The sequence below is a fragment of the Priestia sp. YIM B13491 genome (genome assembly GCF_042787605.1).
In the GTDB taxonomy this organism is placed as follows: Bacteria; Bacillota; Bacilli; order Bacillales; family Bacillaceae_H; genus Priestia; species Priestia megaterium_E.
Map to the genome: position 1 here is coordinate 139,243 of NZ_JBHZOR010000004.1, position 17,552 is coordinate 156,794.

At 38.3% G+C, this 17,552-nt stretch carries 25 protein-coding genes; 20 read left to right on the plus strand and 5 right to left on the minus strand.

The genetic code is table 11. The features are described from left to right. Positions 1-5 precede the first annotated feature (5 nt). From ACFX4E_RS15665 to rarD, 9 genes are all read left to right on the plus strand, one after another. Positions 6-614 (plus strand): adenosylcobinamide amidohydrolase, encoded by a 609-nt coding sequence (locus tag ACFX4E_RS15665; protein ID WP_028408798.1) that lies wholly within the window; start codon positions 6-8, stop codon positions 612-614. Positions 615-618: 4 nt separating this feature from the next. Continuing rightward, positions 619-1,605 (plus strand): adenosylcobinamide-phosphate synthase CbiB, encoded by a 987-nt coding sequence (gene cbiB / locus ACFX4E_RS15670; protein WP_028408797.1) that lies wholly within the window; start codon positions 619-621, stop codon positions 1,603-1,605. Further along, positions 1,580-2,659, plus strand: coding sequence for a threonine-phosphate decarboxylase CobD (cobD, locus tag ACFX4E_RS15675; RefSeq protein ID WP_028408796.1), 1,080 nt, complete (start codon positions 1,580-1,582; stop codon positions 2,657-2,659). Before cbiB ends, cobD begins: the two co-directional genes overlap by 26 nt. Further along, complete coding sequence (locus ACFX4E_RS15680) at positions 2,656-3,216, plus strand: bifunctional adenosylcobinamide kinase/adenosylcobinamide-phosphate guanylyltransferase (protein ID WP_377238021.1); 561 nt, start codon at positions 2,656-2,658, stop codon at positions 3,214-3,216. Before cobD ends, ACFX4E_RS15680 begins: the two co-directional genes overlap by 4 nt. Beyond that, the gene (cobS, locus tag ACFX4E_RS15685; protein ID WP_028408794.1) at positions 3,213-3,986 is read left to right on the plus strand and encodes an adenosylcobinamide-GDP ribazoletransferase; all 774 of its coding nucleotides are present in this window, start codon (positions 3,213-3,215) and stop codon (positions 3,984-3,986) included. Before ACFX4E_RS15680 ends, cobS begins: the two co-directional genes overlap by 4 nt. Continuing rightward, positions 3,944-4,558, plus strand: coding sequence for a histidine phosphatase family protein (locus ACFX4E_RS15690; protein WP_028408793.1), 615 nt, complete (start codon positions 3,944-3,946; stop codon positions 4,556-4,558). The genes cobS and ACFX4E_RS15690 overlap by 43 nt, the downstream gene beginning before the upstream one ends. Beyond that, the gene (locus ACFX4E_RS15695; RefSeq protein WP_028408792.1) at positions 4,510-4,935 is read left to right on the plus strand and encodes a bifunctional adenosylcobinamide kinase/adenosylcobinamide-phosphate guanylyltransferase; all 426 of its coding nucleotides are present in this window, start codon (positions 4,510-4,512) and stop codon (positions 4,933-4,935) included. The genes ACFX4E_RS15690 and ACFX4E_RS15695 overlap by 49 nt, the downstream gene beginning before the upstream one ends. Continuing rightward, entirely contained in the window at positions 4,932-5,501 is a 570-nt protein-coding gene (locus tag ACFX4E_RS15700) for a cob(I)yrinic acid a,c-diamide adenosyltransferase (RefSeq protein WP_060747415.1), read from the plus strand. The genes ACFX4E_RS15695 and ACFX4E_RS15700 overlap by 4 nt, the downstream gene beginning before the upstream one ends. Before the next feature lie 135 nt (positions 5,502-5,636). Then, positions 5,637-6,563, plus strand: a complete 927-nt coding sequence (gene rarD, locus ACFX4E_RS15705; protein WP_013056706.1) for an EamA family transporter RarD — start codon at positions 5,637-5,639, stop codon at positions 6,561-6,563. 91 nt (positions 6,564-6,654) lie between these two features. On the opposite strand, the gene ACFX4E_RS15710 is transcribed toward rarD, so the two are convergent. Continuing rightward, positions 6,655-6,981 (minus strand): MerR family transcriptional regulator, encoded by a 327-nt coding sequence (locus ACFX4E_RS15710; protein WP_013082852.1) that lies wholly within the window; start codon positions 6,979-6,981, stop codon positions 6,655-6,657. Positions 6,982-7,278: 297 nt separating this feature from the next. Between ACFX4E_RS15710 and ACFX4E_RS15715 the strand changes: the two genes are divergently transcribed. Beyond that, positions 7,279-7,437: a hypothetical protein gene (locus ACFX4E_RS15715; protein WP_013056708.1), complete on the plus strand. Its 159-nt coding sequence runs from the start codon at positions 7,279-7,281 to the stop codon at positions 7,435-7,437. A 32-nt stretch (positions 7,438-7,469) separates the two neighbouring features. On the opposite strand, the gene ACFX4E_RS15720 is transcribed toward ACFX4E_RS15715, so the two are convergent. Beyond that, positions 7,470-8,390, minus strand: coding sequence for a CobW family GTP-binding protein (locus tag ACFX4E_RS15720; RefSeq protein ID WP_098249895.1), 921 nt, complete (start codon positions 8,388-8,390; stop codon positions 7,470-7,472). A gap of 254 nt (positions 8,391-8,644) precedes the next feature. Here ACFX4E_RS15720 and panE point away from each other — a divergent pair, with 254 nt between their 5' ends. Together panE and ACFX4E_RS15730 are read left to right on the plus strand one after the other, a co-directional pair. After that, positions 8,645-9,574 carry a 2-dehydropantoate 2-reductase gene (panE, locus tag ACFX4E_RS15725; protein ID WP_136789412.1) on the plus strand — a complete coding sequence of 310 codons (930 nt, stop codon included), beginning with the start codon at positions 8,645-8,647 and terminating at the stop codon, positions 9,572-9,574. Then, complete coding sequence (locus ACFX4E_RS15730) at positions 9,574-10,374, plus strand: GIY-YIG nuclease family protein (protein ID WP_377258680.1); 801 nt, start codon at positions 9,574-9,576, stop codon at positions 10,372-10,374. The genes panE and ACFX4E_RS15730 overlap by 1 nt, the downstream gene beginning before the upstream one ends. A 50-nt stretch (positions 10,375-10,424) precedes the next feature. Here ACFX4E_RS15730 and ACFX4E_RS15735 read toward each other — a convergent pair whose 3' ends face one another. Further along, entirely contained in the window at positions 10,425-10,736 is a 312-nt protein-coding gene (locus tag ACFX4E_RS15735) for a hypothetical protein (RefSeq protein ID WP_016763842.1), read from the minus strand. Positions 10,737-10,979: 243 nt separating this feature from the next. Here ACFX4E_RS15735 and ACFX4E_RS15740 point away from each other — a divergent pair, with 243 nt between their 5' ends. Genes ACFX4E_RS15740 through proC form a run of 4 tightly spaced genes read left to right on the plus strand, consistent with a single transcriptional unit; the run spans position 10,980 to position 13,754 of the window. After that, a complete protein-coding gene (locus ACFX4E_RS15740; RefSeq protein ID WP_263034266.1) occupies positions 10,980-11,867 on the plus strand; it encodes a 5'-3' exonuclease in 888 nt (295 codons plus the stop codon). A gap of 46 nt (positions 11,868-11,913) precedes the next feature. Then, positions 11,914-12,261 carry a YojF family protein gene (locus ACFX4E_RS15745; protein WP_013056714.1) on the plus strand — a complete coding sequence of 116 codons (348 nt, stop codon included), beginning with the start codon at positions 11,914-11,916 and terminating at the stop codon, positions 12,259-12,261. Between the two features lie 23 nt (positions 12,262-12,284). After that, positions 12,285-12,947: a bacillithiol biosynthesis deacetylase BshB2 gene (bshB2, locus tag ACFX4E_RS15750; RefSeq protein ID WP_377258677.1), complete on the plus strand. Its 663-nt coding sequence runs from the start codon at positions 12,285-12,287 to the stop codon at positions 12,945-12,947. Positions 12,948-12,950: 3 nt separating this feature from the next. Beyond that, positions 12,951-13,754 carry a pyrroline-5-carboxylate reductase gene (gene proC, locus ACFX4E_RS15755; protein ID WP_028408784.1) on the plus strand — a complete coding sequence of 268 codons (804 nt, stop codon included), beginning with the start codon at positions 12,951-12,953 and terminating at the stop codon, positions 13,752-13,754. A gap of 154 nt (positions 13,755-13,908) precedes the next feature. Here the strand turns inward: proC and ACFX4E_RS15760 are convergent, their stop codons facing one another. Continuing rightward, positions 13,909-14,307, minus strand: coding sequence for a thiol-disulfide oxidoreductase DCC family protein (locus ACFX4E_RS15760; RefSeq protein WP_028408783.1), 399 nt, complete (start codon positions 14,305-14,307; stop codon positions 13,909-13,911). A gap of 149 nt (positions 14,308-14,456) precedes the next feature. On the opposite strand from ACFX4E_RS15760, the gene ACFX4E_RS15765 reads away from it, so the two are divergent. Together ACFX4E_RS15765 and ACFX4E_RS15770 are read left to right on the plus strand one after the other, a co-directional pair. Then, entirely contained in the window at positions 14,457-15,023 is a 567-nt protein-coding gene (locus ACFX4E_RS15765) for an RNA polymerase sigma factor (protein ID WP_377238019.1), read from the plus strand. Then, on the plus strand, positions 15,020-15,781 hold the full coding sequence (locus tag ACFX4E_RS15770; protein ID WP_028408782.1) for an anti-sigma factor: 762 nt from the start codon (positions 15,020-15,022) through the stop codon (positions 15,779-15,781). Before ACFX4E_RS15765 ends, ACFX4E_RS15770 begins: the two co-directional genes overlap by 4 nt. Positions 15,782-15,823: 42 nt before the next feature. On the opposite strand, the gene ACFX4E_RS15775 is transcribed toward ACFX4E_RS15770, so the two are convergent. Next, on the minus strand, positions 15,824-16,258 hold the full coding sequence (locus ACFX4E_RS15775; RefSeq protein WP_013082862.1) for an Hsp20/alpha crystallin family protein: 435 nt from the start codon (positions 16,256-16,258) through the stop codon (positions 15,824-15,826). Positions 16,259-16,487: 229 nt separating this feature from the next. Here ACFX4E_RS15775 and ACFX4E_RS15780 point away from each other — a divergent pair, with 229 nt between their 5' ends. Both ACFX4E_RS15780 and ACFX4E_RS15785 read left to right on the plus strand, forming a co-directional pair. Next, positions 16,488-16,868 (plus strand): replication termination protein, encoded by a 381-nt coding sequence (locus ACFX4E_RS15780; protein ID WP_013056721.1) that lies wholly within the window; start codon positions 16,488-16,490, stop codon positions 16,866-16,868. Between the two features lie 374 nt (positions 16,869-17,242). Then, complete coding sequence (locus ACFX4E_RS15785; protein ID WP_025752053.1) at positions 17,243-17,521, plus strand: AbrB/MazE/SpoVT family DNA-binding domain-containing protein; 279 nt, start codon at positions 17,243-17,245, stop codon at positions 17,519-17,521. Positions 17,522-17,552: the final 31 nt, after the last annotated feature.

Below are 17,552 nucleotides of genomic sequence, written 5' to 3' on the forward strand. Positions count from 1 at the left end.
TAATCATGAAAACCGAGACTTCTTATAAAACATACAGCTCAGGGGTTTTAGGAACAGGCATTACGGAAACGGACACCTTTTACAATCGATTTGTTCACAAAGACTATTATTCAGATACTCCTTCTTTGGAGTATGAGCAATATTTGATGAAAGAAAATGTGCGCCATGAGCAAATCGTAGGGTTGATGACAGCCGTTTGGTTAAAAGAAAGAGCGGTTTACTGTTATGAAGGCTACGGAGTAAGAGTAGCTTCCGTGATAACGGCTGGAGTAGGAAATGCAGTAGATATTACAGCTGATGAAGCTGTCCCGTTCTATTCCTCTCCCGGTACAATTAATATGTTTTTTTTCGTGGAAGGTACGCTTACGGATGCTGCGTTTTTACAGCTTTTTATCGCGGCCACAGAAGCCAAAACAAAAACGCTGTCACAGCTGGGTGTCATAGATCCGGCTACAAAGACGATTGCTACGGGAACATCTACGGACAGCATCTCAGTTGCAGCGTCTCAGCAAGGAGCATTATATGAATATGCAGGCTCTATGACCGCTTTAGGGCAAGCGGTAGCCAAGCTGGTGAAAATAAGCTTAGAGCAGGGACTTAAGGGAAAGAGGTGAAGAAATGAGTATTACACAAGCGATAATTGCACACATGACGGCCATGACGATTGCTTTACTAATTGACCGAATTATAGGTGACCCCGAAAATTGGCCGCATCCCGTTCGCTGGTTTGGCAAATGGATTTATTGGATGGATTCCAGATTAAATACAGGTGCAGGAAAACGATTCAAAGGATTGCTTCTTGTGATAAGTATGGCTGTGCTCGCAGGAGTTGTTCCCTTTTTGTTCCTCCATGCTTTGTACGGAGTTCATTTTATAGCAGGTGTTTTAGTAGAGGGCGTAATGATTGCGACTACTATATCCACTCGTTCTTTAAGCGAAGCTGCCTATAAGGTACAAAAGCCGCTTCAGCTAGGAGATATGGAGAAAGCTAGATATGAAGTAAGCATGATTGTGGGACGAGATACAGATCGTTTGTCAGAAGGAGAAATTGCCAGAGCGACGGTAGAGACCGTGGCTGAAAATACAAGTGATGGTATTACAGCTCCGCTTTTTTATGCATTTATAGGAGGAGGAGCCCTAGCATTTTTTTACCGGGCTATTAACACATGTGATTCGATGGTTGGGTACAAAAATGACCGCTACTTTCTGTTCGGCTACTTTAGTGCAAAAACCGATGACGTATTAAACTATATTCCAAGTCGGTTAACTGCAGTGGTGATGACGGCTGTTAATGTAGCAAAAAGCCAGTATTCTCTTGGGCATGTAACGAGTTTGATTAAGCGTGATGCTAAGAAGCATCCAAGTCCAAATAGCGGATACGGGGAAAGCGCAGTGGCGGCTCTGTTAGGTATTCAACTCGGCGGACTTAATACATATAAAGGCATAGAATCTAATCGTGCAAAAATGGGTGAACCACTCATTCCCCTGCAAGCCGGTCATATTGAACAAGCTGTTTTCATTATGAAAAGGACGGTCTATGCTACGTGGTTATTATATTTTTTGTTAGGAGGAGTTATTAGTGCTATTACCTACACATGGAGCTAATCCTACTGTCTTTTTAAAAGCAATAGGGGCCGAGAATTTGTCGCATATAAAAGACTTTAGCGTGAACACAAATCCTTTAGGGGCTCCCCTTGTGCTTCACGAAAAGTGGAACGAATTCAAGGATGCAGCGTTTAGTTATCCTGATCCTCAAGTAACGAAGCTGAAAAATAAACTTGCAGCTCATCATCATGTTTCAGCTGCTCAAGTGTTGCCTACAAATGGTGCCGCTGAAGCGTTTTTCCTTATTGCTTCGTTATTTTCAGGAGAGAAAGCAGGGATTGTACAGCCGACTTTCGTTGAATATGAACAGGCAAGTAAAGCTTATGGATGTGAAGTGACATACATTCCTTTAGCTGAAGAAAATGGCTGGAGCTGGGATATAGAGTTGATTATGAGCATTCTTCCGGACATAAAAGTACTGTGGATTTGCCATCCAAATAATCCAACGGGCGTTATGTATAGTCATGAGGAATGGATGAAAGTAGTAAAAGCTGCTGCTCATCATGGTACATACTTAATGATTGATGAGGCATTTATTGATTTTGTCGAATATCAGCCTTCATTTGATTCTCTTATTCTGGATTATGAACATATCATTGTTGTGCGTTCCATGACAAAGATGTTTAATATTGCCGGGCTTCGTCTTGGCTATATTTTGGCAAATGAAAAAATCATCAGCAAGATGTCTAAAAAGCAGCCTCCTTGGAGTGTAAATGGATTGTCGCAGCAAGTAGGCATGATATGTGTGGATGAAAAAGATTTTGTAAAAGAAACCGTACATTATATTAAACAAGAACGGGAACGGATCTTGAGTCAACTAAAAGAATGGGGGCTTTTGGTTTCTCCTTCTCAGACAAACTATTATCTTTGCAGTGTTCCGTCTTCTATTAAAACGCGCGAATGGCTTGTCTATTTAGCAAGCCATGGCGTGGTAGCTCGTCATACTGAAAACTTCCCATTTTTAAATGGCCGCTATATCCGTTTGGCTGTGAAAACGAAAGAAGAAAATGACTATTTACTTAACGTAATCAAACAAGGACTTGATGAAATATGATCATCTTTATTAGCGGAGGCGTTCGAAGCGGAAAATCACGTGCAGCGGAGAATATGGTTCAAACTTTTTGTACAAAGCGCGCTGTTTATATTGCCACAAGCAGGCAAACAGATAAGGAAATGCAAAAACGCATCCAGCTTCATCAAACAGAACGCCAAGTAGCGAACACGCCTTGGATAACGATCGAACAGTCTGTAGATTTACAAAAAATTCTGCCGAATCTTCAAAGTGATGATGCTATACTTTTGGATTGTGTCACGAACTGGCTTGCCAATGAGCTTTTTTTAACAGAAAAAAGGTGGCAAACAAAAGAAGGGAAACAAGCGGTTTTTCGTCATATGACAGAAACGCTCGATAAGCTGTTTGCGCAGTCTCAGACGGTTGTGCTAGTATCTAATGAACTATTTGAAGCGGGCGTATTAGAAGAGCCCACATATAGTTATATGAAGATGTTAGGGAAATTACATCAGTATATTGTAGAAAAAGCAGATGTGGCTATTTGTGCAGAAGCGGGAATCTATCGTTTTAAAAAAGGAAAGGAATGTGTAGATATATGAAAGAATGGATAGCCATACTACGAATTTCTCTCCAGTTTTTTACGATCTTACCACTGGCTAAAACCGTTCAATGGACTGAAAAAAGAACGGCACGCTCACTTTTTGTGCTGCCGTGGATTGGTATGTTACTAGGCTTGATGTTTTATAGCTTTTTACAGCTGCTTCAGTCTTCACCTATCACTACGATTGTTGGTAGTATTTTAGTTTTGCTTTTACCGCTTATCTTAACGGGCGGTCTTCATTTAGACGGCTGGATGGACGTAAGCGATGCGTATTTTTCTCATCAGTCAAAGGAAAAAAAACTGCAGATTTTAAGTGATCCGCACGTTGGGTCTTTTGCTATTCTTTCTCTTATGGTTCTGCTTCTGCTGCGTTTTAGTGCGATCTATGAATTAGCGTCTCTTTCTTCTTTATCAATTTGGGCATGTTTAGTAGTCTTTACACTTCCAAGAATTGGAGCAGCCTTTTTGTTGATGAGAGATAAGCCCGCTAAAGATACGGGTCTGGCTGCTTATTTTCAAAAAGGAGTCACCAAACGGTCTATTTATGGATTTATCATCATGAGCCTATTCTTAGTTGCTATTTTCGCTGTTTTTATGGACAATAAATTCATTATTCTTTTCTTTGCCGGGTTTTTATGGCTGTGGATACGGTTTTATCGTTCGCAGTTTGGTGGCGTAACAGGAGATGTTATAGGGGCAACCATTGAAGGAGGAGAAACGTTTTTATGGATAATTCTTTGGTTATCACATGTATTCGTCACGGCATGACGCTTGAAAATCAACAGAAAAAATATATAGGGTGGAGTGATCCGCCTTTAAGTACAGAAGGGAAAAATGAATTAAAAGAGCTTTTTCTAGAACCTCAGCTCGTTATTTCCAGTGACTTAAAAAGAGCGCTAGAAACAAGTTCAGTTGTTTTTCCTAAATCTCAGGTGGTTAAAAGTAAAAATTGGCGTGAGCTGCATTTTGGAGATTGGGAAGAGAAGACGTATGAAGATTTAAAAAACATACGGGCGTATAGAGATTGGATTGATCACTGGACAGAACGTACGCCTCCGAATGGTGAAAGCTTCCCAGGCTTTTCAAAACGAGTTTGGGCAGCGTGGGAAGAAGCGGTCGATTTGGCGGCCAGTCAGCAATTGCATCACATTGCTATTGTTTCACACGGCGGACCACTGCGTTTACTTGCATCTCATTTTAAACAGACAGCGTCGCTTTGGGATGTTTCTTTTTCTTACGGAGAAGGTTTTTCAGTAGCGTGTACATACAAACAGGCAAAGGAGAGAAGAGCATGCATTTCGTATTCGGCGGTGCATTTACCGGCAAAAGAAAATGGGTGAAGCAGCATTATGCCAGTGAGTCGATAAAATGGCATTGTTTGTATGAAGACCCCGTTTTACCAGCGTTTGAGTTTGAAGAAAGTTACATAGTACTAGAAGGATTTGAGCACTATGTTAAGGAATTAATACATAGCGAGCTGGAGTCTCCGCATCTTGTTGTTAAAAAGTTAATACAGAAGTGGAGAGACAGCGGTGTATGGGAACAGTTAATAGTGATTGGAACTGAAGTCGGCAAAGGGATTGTTCCTTTAGATCCAACAGAGCGGCAGTGGAGAGATGAGTGCGGGTATGCGTATCAGCATTTAGCGGCACATGCCCGGAAAGTAGATCACATTTGGTACGGAATTGCTAATCGATTGAAGGAGGAAATACAATGAACATTTACACAAAAACAGGGGACAAAGGGCAGACAAGCTTAATTGGAGGACGAGTAAATAAAGATGATATTCGAGTGGAAGCATACGGTACGATTGATGAGCTAAATGGCTTTGTAGGTCAAGCGATTTATCAGCTGGATGAAGCAACATTAAAAGATGTAAAAGAAGAGCTAATTACGATTCAACATGAGCTTTTTGACTGTGGAAGTGATTTAGCATTTGCAAAAGATGATCATCCGTACAAAGTAACAAACGACATGATATCAGTACTTGAAAAGCGCATTGATGTCTATATGTCAGAAGCGCCGGCCATTGAGCGTTTTATTTTACCTGGAGGCACACCTGCAGCGACAACGCTTCATATTTGCCGGACGATTACACGCCGAGCAGAACGGCTTGTTGTTGGCGTGCAGCGTGAGTATAAAATTAATGCGGCGGTGCTTCAGTATTTAAATCGTTTATCCGATTATTTCTTTGCTGCGGCTCGAATCGCTAACGCGCGAGAAAATGTACAGGATGTAGAGTATATTCGCAGTGCCAAAGTATTTAAACAGCCTAAAAAATAAGGTATAAAAAACGGTCGAGCTAAAAGCGATCGTTTTTTTTATGAGCTATTTCGATAGGCAAAATAAAGCTATAAAAAAGAGGTAAATGCATCTATAATGATAAGAGACAGAGAGATAAAGAAAAGAGGTTGAGAAATGAATCAAGATTCTAAACGAGCAGGTATTGTTTATACAGCCAGCGCTTACGTTATGTGGGGGCTTTTTCCGCTTTACTGGAAGCTTCTTGGCGAAGTGAATGCGAATGAAATACTCGCTCACCGTGTCATATGGTCATTTGTTTTTATGCTTTTACTTTTGCTTGTGACAAAGCAAATGAGTGCTTTAAAGAAGACGCTTGGTTTATTATTTCGTAATACGAAACAAGCGGTCATTTTATTTGTGGCTTCAGTGCTGATCAGCATCAACTGGTTCGTTTACATTTGGGCGGTTAACCATAATCATATTATTGAAACAAGTTTAGGTTACTACATCAACCCGCTCGTTAGTATTTTGCTTGGTATAGTCGTTTTAAAAGAGAAGCTTAATTTTTGGCAGGGTGCTTCTGTTGGATTGGCTGCTATAGGTGTTATCGTTATGACAGTTACATACGGGCATATCCCATGGGTATCATTAAGCTTAGCGTTTAGCTTTGGTTTGTACGGTCTTGTAAAAAAGACTATTCAATTAGAAGCAAAAGTAGGATTAACGATTGAAACGATGATGGTTGCACCTATTGCTGTTATTTATTTTATCTTTCTTTTAGTGAAAGGATCTTCAAGTTTTTCTCTTCAGTCGCTTGATCTGAGCGCTCTTTTAATTGGCGGCGGTGTCGCTACAGCTATGCCACTACTGTATTTTGCTAAAGGAGCGCCGCTTATTCCGCTATCGATGGTCGGTTTTTTACAGTACATCGCTCCTACCATGACGCTTTTATTAGGAGTGTTCGTCTATCATGAACCGTTTTCTAGCGTAGAGATGATTGCCTTTTTGTTCATTTGGGGCGGATCGGTTATGTTCATTTTATCTAAAACTAAGTTCATGAGTTCTCATCAGCCGAAATTCTTTAAAGGGCGCTCAGCTTAACGGACAAAAAAGCGGATATCTTTAGATATGCGCTTTTTTGTCTGCCGTAAAGAAATAAAAACGGAGACGGGAAAGTCACCGTATGTATACTTTATAGCTTCCGCTTGAAATGAGCGTTCAACTGACCTTGAAGCATTTGGTTTTTTACTTCTTTCATTTTTCTCGCTTCATCTTTTTTGGCCAGTTCTGTGCGTATTTCACTCGTTTGAACTCCTTCTTCTATGCGATCGGCAATATCCATTAATCGTTCGACGTCTGAAAACGAATATTTCCGGATACCCGTATTGGTTCGGTCCGGAAAGAGCAGGCTTCTTTTCTCGTAGTAGCGAATTTGCCTTTCTGATAAACCGGTTAATTCTTTTACAATCCCAATAGACATGACTTTTTTATCTCGATATGACGCTTCATTCGTAGACAATCTCCCTCACCCCTGAGTACGTAGTAGTATGTTATTATTATAAAGGAAAAAAATACAAAAATTTATAACATGTAATACATTCTAACATATATATGTTATATTTTTGAATTACTATGTGAGAAAAAGTGACATAAATAATGAAATAGGGAAAAGAGTCCTATAAACTAATGATTAACTCGATCCCAAGTGGTTAACCATACAGGATAAAGCCTTGTGGTTAATCACTTGCTTTCAAAATGATGAATAGAAAATAAATGTGAGAATATACATAAATTCTAAAAGGGAAGGGCGTTTTAAATGGCTGTGCAACAATTGAAAAAAGAAGAGATTATTGAGCTGGCAAAAGAAATTATTGAACTTGATTTGAAAAGAGATGAAAAATTTGAAGAATTGACAGAGTTAGCCGGAAATCGTGCATATGAAATTTTGCGCAGAGTACAAAATGCCTGTTTATAAGTAATAAAAAAATCCCGCTCTAGGCGGGATTTTTAATTGGACTGCTGTTCAAGATTAAATAATTCTTGTTTCATCTGAGCGTGGTCGAGGTTTTCCCCTATAAAGACAAGAGTGGTGGGCAGCTTCATCATTTCTTTCATATATAGAGGCATGCCGTATGAATATTGAAACGAATACGTATCATCCGAATGAGTAAAGCGCATATAGCCTTTAATACGATAGATGGTATCTGGCATTTGGCGCAGCCAATTTTCAAATAATTCAAGATCCACTTTTTTTGTAAACTCATATACAAATGTTTTCAAATGAAGATGATCTTCAACATGAGCCTTCTCGTGCGGCTGTTTTTGAGACAGCTGAGCTTTTTGAATCAGGTCAAGCTTCACGCGGGAAAATGTCGTTAATAATGTTATTGCACGAGCGTTAATTGATTGAACCTCAAAAAGCAGGGAAGACTTTTCCGCCTCAGACAGCATGTCCGTTTTATTTAATAAAATTACATCCCCATGTTTTACTTGTTCTTGAAGAAGTTTTTGAAGTTGAATGCTTAAGGACCCACGTTCTTTCCACCTTGTTGCATCGAGTGTAGTGATAATACTTTTAATCGTGACTTGATGTGCAAAAAGAGGAGACATACAGGCATCCAACACTTCAATGGGATGTGCAACTCCGGTTGTTTCTATATAGATAGCATCCAATGTGTTCTCCTGTAGAAGTGAATGAAGCTGAGTTTCAAATTGACCTTGAATAGTACAGCACACGCAGCCGTTTAGCAATTCTTTTAACGGCGTGTCTTTTTCTACTTCATTTGAGTCAATCGAAACTTGGCCAAGCTCATTCATCACAACAGCAATGTTGCGATTACGATCTTTTTCTTGCTGAAGCAGCTGTTTAAGTAACGTTGTTTTTCCACTGCCTAAAAACCCAGATAAAATGTAGATTTCTGTTTTCATTTCAGTCTCTCCTATGTAAATAACATTGTTTAAATCGAAACTTTTCCGATTACCGATTGGTAAATAGTATATCCAAGAGGGGATAAATATCTAAGAGTAAATTTTTATGCTTTTTTGTATTCATTATAACAACTTTAAAAGCGCTATGGCTATCTTTTGTAAAAAACTCAAAATACACAATGAAATAAGAATATTATAAAATTTCAAACTAGCTGTGCTACAATAAAAGAAAAAGAAAAAGGGGAGCAAAAGTTATGCGAATATTAGTTTTAGGCGCAGGCGGCGTTGGAGGTTACTTTGGAGGCAGGCTTGTGGAAAAAGGAGAGGATGTGACTTTCCTTGTCAGAGATCGCCGAAAAAAAGAGCTGGAACAAAATGGACTTGTTATCAAGAGCATACACGGTGACTTCACTTCACCTGTACAAGCTATTACAAAATCTGAGATGAAAGAGCCTTATGATGTTATTTTGTTCACAACTAAGGCTTATCATCTTAAACAAGCAATTGAGGACGTGCGTCCTTTTATAGGGAATCAGACAGTTGTCGTACCATTGTTAAACGGTATGGCTCACGTGGGTCCTTTACAAGAAGCTTTTGGGGAAGAAAAAGTCATTGGGGGACTGTGCTTTATTGAGACGACGTTAAACAAAGATGGAGATGTCGTCCAGACGAGTCCTGCTCACAGACTTGTATTTGGTGAATTTAAGCAGAAGGAAACAGAAAGATTACAACTGATTGAGCAAGCGTTCAGTGGTACAAAAGCTTCGTTTGTAAAAAGTTCATATATTGAACAGGATATGTGGCATAAGTATTTATTTATTACGGTTATGTCAGGCATGACCACTCTTATGCGCGCACCTGTTGGCCCAGTGCTAGCGGCAAAAGGAGGACGTCAATTCGTACAAGAGCTTTTTAAAGAAGTTGAAAATATTATGATGGCATACGATGCACCATTAGCTGAAGGGATTATTGAACAGCATATGAATACGATGGACAAAATGACGTATGACATGAAGTCATCGATGCAGCGTGATATGGAAAAAAGTTCTCAAATTGAAGGAGACCACCTTCAAGGATATTTGCTGACATTAGCTGAAAAATCGTCTATACACGTACCCCTTCTTCAAACTGTGTATACGCATCTAAAAGTGTATGAAGAAATGTTAAAAGGTTATCAAAAATAATGACAGCGAAAATTGATTTAGCAGTCATACAGGTACTGCAGAAGCTGCTAAGTACAGCAGAAATAGGACAATTGCCTTCCGCTCCCGGCATTTATTTTTTCTTCGATAAACCCGGCAGGCTTTTGTATATCGGAACAACGACAGGCTCTCTATTAGAAAGAATAAGAGCTCACGTTGCAGGAAAAGGCGTTAGCAACACAAAAAAATTTCACAAAGAGATTTATACTGTTGGATATATTGAAGTTCATGGATTAAAAAAAGAATTGGATATGCTAAGAACGATGCTTGTAAATGGTTATTTTCCAAAATACAATAAACAAGATGTAAAAAGAGAAAATGAATACGACATTTACACCGTTCACGGCAGAAGCCCCAGGGATACAGGAGTTGATAAGAACAAAGCCTCCAAGCGAAAAACGGTGCTAAAGCCAACGTTAAAAGAGATAGAGATTCGTCAAGAAAACAGCGATATTACATATGCACGAGTCGCAAATATGAATGCTGAAGATCGAGTGAAAAAATTGTGGTCTTGTCAAGAAGCAGGAGCGCAGCTACATCTTCCGGAGTCGAAAGTGTTAGCAATAAGTGACCGGCTCTTAAAAGAGCAGTATACATTTCAGCGAGATATGAAAAAGAATATGATGTTTACGATGCGGGATTTAGTTGTTATTCAAGTGTTGTTAAATTTAAATCCGACCCATGATTTGAAAAAACGAGAAATAAAGGAAGCCATCAGTTTAGTGCGTAAATTTGGCATAGAAGAAGCTCTTCGCATCTCTGAAAAATTACTCAAAACGTAATAAAATCCATGATCATTGTGATCATGGATTTTATCATTTATCATTCACACTTAAGCTAATTCGTCAATAACTTTTGGTAGAGCCATAATGGAAATAACGCAAAGTGAACTGACAACTTGATGCATTTCAAAAATGGCAATGATGAATAACATCAGTGATATATATAATTGAAGGCCTTTTAATCCCCATGGCTTGCGATCGAAAAAAAAGTCGCTAAGTACAAATACAAAGAAAATGAGCGAACTGAACAAAATAATCATGGATGTAGACATGGAACGATCATAAGCAATGATAAATAACAAAGCGAGAAGCGACACAACAGATATAACTTTTAATGTTTTAATCATCGTGTTTTTATTCACTTTTTTCACCTTCATTTGTAGGATTGATCTTTCATCCTCATTTTATAGGATAGTCAAAAGTTCTAAAAGTCAAACGAATAAATCATAACAACAATTTAACATCTTTATACTACATTTACATTGAGAGAAAAAAATGGGCGTGTTTTGAGCTTTGTGCCCTTCATTGACGCGTGCAAAGAACAAGTGCTATAGTATGTTTGCTCTAAAAGCGAAAGGAGCAAAGTTTTCAAAGGACGTGACCATGTGAACGAAACACTATTAGTAATTGATGGATTTAATTTATTAAGCCGCTGTTATTTTGCTACTTCTTATGGCAGAGATGAAGCAGCGTTGACAAGAAACAGTAAGGGCCAATTTACGAATGCCCTGAGAGTAACGATTCAAAAAATGCATGCATTGATTCACCAATATGAGCCAACCCATATTTTCGTCGCTTGGGATGTTAAGCGCGAGGATACAAAACGTAAAGATACATACGCCCTATATAAGCAAACAAGAGCAGAGCTGCCTGAGCCGCTGATTCAGCAGTACGAAACGTTAAAGCAGTTTTTTGACACCGTCGGGATTTATCAAATGTCATTGTCTTCTTATGAAGCAGATGATTTAATCGGCGCACTGGCAAATAAGTGGAGCAAAGAAAAGCAAAGCCCAGGATATATTTACAGCAACGACCGAGACTTGCTTCAGCTCCTAGATCAACATATTTCACAAATTATTGCTAAAAAGCAGGTGGGAGATCTTGTTTATGGCTTTAAGCACTTTCAAGAAGAATACAATATTCATCCTCGTCAATGGGTGGACGTAAAAGCATTGCTTGGTGACAAATCTGACAATATTCCGGGCGTTCCTGGTGTAGGAGAAAAAGCCGCACTGCCTCTTATTCAACAATATGGCTCTATCCATGAAATTTATGCACAAATTGAACAATTAGATCCAGCTTTTAATCGGTACAAAAAAAAGCTGGTCGAAGGAAAAGAACTAGGTATGCTTAGTCGTGAACTTGCTGAGATTATTATAGACATTCAAGAAATCAGCATGTTGGATTGGAAAGAATTAACATTTATGTATGATTATGAACGATGGAATAAAGAAATTCAAAGTCTAGAACTAAACATTAGGATTCGCTCATGATTTTTAGTACAATACAATTTATGAACATGAGAAAGGAGTAACAAGCGTGCAACCAATTCATAAAGAAACAGTCCAAAAAAAAATACAAACATTTTTAAATAAAGACGTATATGTACACCTTGAAACGACAAACGGTGCATATGCTTCACACGTAAATGAAAAAGTAATGACAGTTGGGGCTTTTATTCGCAATGGTAAAGTCACTATTTCAAACGGAAAGATAACTGGAGAAGGTCCTTATCGTGTAGGTCTTCAAATTGACTTAGGATGGATTTATGCAGAGGGATTAACAGATTGGGAAATTGATGAAGAAGGTCGACTTCTTCTAGCTGGGCATGACTTTGAAGGTCGTTTAGCAGTTGCCCTTCAATTAAGTGAACATCCGTTTTCATAACAGAAAAGAGAGGAGAATAGAACATGGAAGAAAGATTATTAATTGTATTTCCGCATCCTGACGATGAAGCATATGGAGCAGCAGGAATGATCACGCAAGCGAGACAAAAAGGAACGCCCGTTACATATGCCTGTATTACGCTAGGTGAAATGGGACGAAATATGGGTAGACCGCTGTTTGCTAACCGTGAAACTTTACCCCAAATCCGAAAAAAAGAACTTTTAGATTTAGCGAACGTTTTAGATATTCAAGACTTGCGTATGCTAGGGCTTCGTGATAAAATGCTGGAATTTCTTGATATTGATGTTTTTGCAGATAAAATTGAAGAAATCATTAACGATGTAAAGCCGACTCACATTTTAACGCATTACCCTGGCTTTGCGGTACACCCTGATCATAATGCTACAGGAGCAGCTACGATTCAAGCGGTAAAACGTATGCCAAAAGAAAAGCGTCCGGTTGTTTGGTGTCATGCGTTTTCGAAAGATCGTATTGAACATATTGGAGAACCAGATGTTATTTTTGATGTAACAGCGATGAAAGATAAAAAAATTGAAGCGTTAAAAGCCCATCGTTCTCAAACAGAAGGAATGATGAACGCAATTGACTTCGACCGCTTATCTGACTATCCGCAAATGGAACGTTTATTAACTAGAGAAGAATTCTGGACATATAACTGGGAGTAACAGATGAAAAAACAGCGAATTTTATTTATTGGAGCAGGACGAATGGCTGAAGCTGTAGCGGCTGGTTTGGTTACGAGCAGCGCTGACAGTATTGAGGCAGTGGTGATGTCAAACAACGGAGACATTGAGCGGTTACAGCGTGTTGAAAAAACGTACGGCGTACAAACGACGCAAAATTGGCGCCAAGAAGTTGACAATTCGGATGTTATTATTTTAGCGATGCCTCCTGAGGCCCATCCCTCCGTGCTCAAGGAACTTTCGACTCATTTAAATCAACAATTTGTCGTAACGTTAGCGGCAGGGATTGGTCCGAGTTACTTAGAAAATCATCTTCCGCAGGATACGCCTGTCGCTTGGATTATGCCAAATACAGCTGCTATGATTGGACAATCGATGTCACTGTATACACTTGGAACTTTTGCCACAAAAGAGCATAAAGAAGTGCTTCACATGATTTTAAAAGGAATTGGTGAAGCGCATGAGTGTTCAGAGAAAGAAGTACATGAGCTAACGGCTGTAACTGGCAGTGCACCTGCGTTTTTATATTATTTTGCAGAATCGTTAATTGATGCAACTACTGCTTACGGTGTAGACGAAAAAACAGCCAAAGATTTAGTTATTCAAATGATGTATGGCTCTGTACAAATGCTGCATGAAACCAAAGATCCTGCGTCTTTAAGAGAGCAAGTAACAACTCCAGGCGGCGCTACTGCCGAAGGGTTAAAAGTGATGAAAGAACAGGACTTCTCTTTAATAATGAAACAGGCAATTGAAGCAACGAATAAAAAAGCAATGGGTGGAAGTTAAAAAACTCGTACAACCATATGTTAGCTGAAAAATCCGAACTATAGTTCAGCATTCTTTCATTAGAATGTTGAATCAGTTCGGATTTTTTAATGAATAAACTTCCTTAACATACATTCCTCTTTGGAACTGTTTTTTCTCTATATCCCAAACTTTTTTAGTCATCAACAAACCGCTTTTTCATATCAGAAGTTGGGAGCATGCAGTGCTGCTGTTTGCCAAACCACTTATATCGGTTGCGAGCGATCCAGTTGTATACTATATCTCGAATAGGTGCAGGAATGATAATGAAAGCATATAAAAATTTAACGGGTCCATCTAAGCGCTTAGCGATTTTTAAAGCAGCCGTTGATTTTACATATCTTTGTTTTCCATGAATATATACAATGCTGTCTAATTGCTCAGGAAGTAAGCCGTGAGAGGCTAGCTGCTGCTTTCCGAAATCTGATTGAAGAGAAGCGAAAGAAAACAAAGCTTGTTCATCATGTTTAATAATATATTGAACACTGCTATTACATAAATTACATATACCATCAAAAAGAATTAAATGTTTCATTGGACGATTTCGCTCCTATTCCATAAAAAAAGTATAATTACTTGTTATTTTTGAAAAATAAAGGTACGTTTAAAAGATGTGAAAGTGATCCAAATTCAAAGGTAATTCGATTATATAATAAGGACTCATAAGAGTTAAAGGAGAAGGGTATGAAAGAGCAAAACGACGTTGTCTTATACAATAGAATAAAAGAACGAGACAAAAAAGCCCTTGAACTGCTGTATGACAAGTATGAGCGAATTCTTTATTCGTTTATATACCGGTTAACAAATAGCTCTGATATTGCTGAAGAAGCTGTTCAAGAAGTATTTATTAAGCTGTGGAGAGGAAAAGGAGTTTACAGCGATGAAAAAGGGAAGTTTTCATCATGGCTGTTTACGATTACAAGAAACACCGCGATTGATATTGTAAGAAAAAGAAAAAACGATCCTATTTTCTCAGAAGAAATTTTTGATTTTATTGAAGATGATCATCCTCAGATTGACGAGCAGCTTCAGTGGAAAGAAGAACAGCAGAGAGTACGGCACGCCGTATCAAAATTGTCTGAAGACCAAAAAAAGATTATTCAATCCGTTTATTTTAAGGGATTAACGCAGCAAAAAGTAGCAGAAGAGCAGCAAATCCCATTAGGAACAGTAAAGGGTAGGGTGCGATTAGCGTTGCGGAAATTAAAAACATATTTAGGTACTGATACAGAAGGGAGAGCTGATTCATGAGTATGTGCAATAAACTAATTGATTACTATAATGATCAGTTGACTTCCCATGAGAAAAAAGAGTTTGAAATGCACTTGAAAAACTGTCAAAGCTGTCAAGAAGAACTAAGAGAGCTGGAGGAAGTTCTTGGAGATCTAACGTATTTGACACCAGAACAATCTCCTCCGCCAGAAATGAAACAGCGAATACTTGCGAACGTATTTGAAGAAGATCAAGATGAGACAAAGAGAGAACCAATCGCTTTAAAAAGTGAAAAACAACATGCTGCGTCTAAGAAATCAAATAAAAAGTCCATCATTATTGGATTAGCTGCGGCACTTCTTTTATCCCTTGCAGGAAACAGCTACTTTCTGTTGAAAGATGGAGACAAAGGCAAACAAGAGCCAAATGTTTCGGTTGCTCCTCAAAACGAACCTCTTACATCTGAGAAAACAATGAAGCTGCAGGCAGAGCCGAACGTTTCTGGCGAAGCAACAGCATCTCTTACGAAAAAAGGTGGAAATTTAAATGTGGTTATTCAAGCGAATAACTTGAAAAACGTAAAGGGGAATGAAGTCTATCAGGTGTGGCTCATAAAAGGTGATAAGCCTCATCCGGCAGGTGCTTTTGTAACAGATAAAAATGGAAACGGGACAGTGGTCTATACGATGAGCCAAAAAGAACAGACTGAAAAGTGGGATGTTATGGCGATTACTTTAGAACCGAACGCGAATAATAAGACGCCAAAAGGAAACATTGTGTTAAGTTCAGCGCTCTAACAAAAACCCTTCTGCTAACAGAAGGGTTTTTGTTACGTGCAGTTAATCATCTTCAAATTGTATGGCAATGGTTTGGTCATTTTCTATCTTATTCAGTCGAATTTCCAATAATCCATTTTTGTACTTAGCGCGAACTGGTTCGTCTGTGTAGTGAAAAGGAAGTTTGACCGTGCGAGAAAATACGCCTGTATGGCGTTCGTTGAGCTTTAACTTTTGTTTAGAAGCTTCATAAGCATAAGGAACGTTCCCTTCAACTGTTAATATATTTGCGTCCAACTTGATTTGAATGTCGTTAGTTGAATGCAGTCCAGGAACCTCAACGACGATAATGCCTTCTTTATCGGTTTCATATAAGTCGACGTTTGGAAATCGCTTTGGTAAGATGTGATTTAAATCGCTCCAAAAGTGATTTCCAAGCATATCTTCTACCTTATGCTGAATCGAACCCCAATCAATCTCTTCATATTTTTTACTCAAAGGAACCCCTCCTTATATTCACGTAAATTCCTTCTATATATATGAAAAAAAGAAAATTCAATGCCTGCTTACAAAGAATGAGAAAAACGCGTAAATAAGTGAAAAAATGTGAGAAAAAAAAGAGATTTTGAGTGAAAAAGAAGGATTATGTAGAATAAAAAAAGTATAATTACGTATAGAGCTTTCTATTTTCCTGAATGAAAGCAAGTATGTGAAGGAGGAAGTTGAGATGAGAGAAAAGCGTACATCCAGTGGTTTTCTATTAAAACAACGTGCTTTCTTAAAATTATATATGATTACGATGACAGAACAAGAGCGTCTGTATGGCCTTCGGTTATTAGATGTGTTGAGAGATGAATTTCGCCCTTTTGGGTTCAAACCTAATCATTCTGAAGTATACAAAGCCCTTCATGACTTGATTGAAGACGGTGTCCTCAAACAGGTGAAGCGTAAAAAAGAAGGAATGAAGCTTCAAGAAGTGGTTTATTATACATTTACAAATGAGGGAGAAGAGAAAGCTAAACTATATAAAAAACAATTAAAAGTAGAGTTGGAGCGGTGTGAAGCTATGATTCAAAAAGCTATTCGTGACAACTTCGGGTCCAAATGAACGTGTCTTTAGTTAGAAAAGACACGTTTTTTCTATAGCTGATTTTGTCGTCTTATGTCGGAATAAAAGTTATAAAATGGGTACAAAGTAGTGTAAAAGATGGATATATAGTTATATTATGGATAAAATACACACTTTTAACATATATGGATGAATTCGATTTTAAAGATTATGTACTATTCATAAATAGTGTACGAATTGATATGATACAAAGTGTATATAAATCTATTTAATGCGTTATTTGCCATATTTTAAGAACTTATAAACCGTTATCAGACCATCATTGAAGCATTTTGGTTTTAGCAACTCTGACGAATTTGACTAGATTTGTATCGAGAAGATATTATTTGTTTACTATGAAAGGAATGGATTTTATGAAGTCTACAGGAATTGTAAGAAAAGTAGATGAATTGGGTCGCGTAGTAATTCCTATTGAATTGCGCCGCATTTTAAATATCAACACAGGTGATCCAGTAGAAATATATGTTGATGAAGATATTATTATTTTACAAAAGTATAGCCCGTATGGTGCTTGCTTAGTAACTGGGGAAATTACGCGCGAAAACTTAACCTTTGGGAATGGAAACGTTGTGTTAAGTAAAAAAGGTGCGGAACAGCTTTTACAAGAGTTAGAGCGTACCTTAAACAAATAAGAAGTTTTAGGCCTTAGTATAAGGAAGAGTA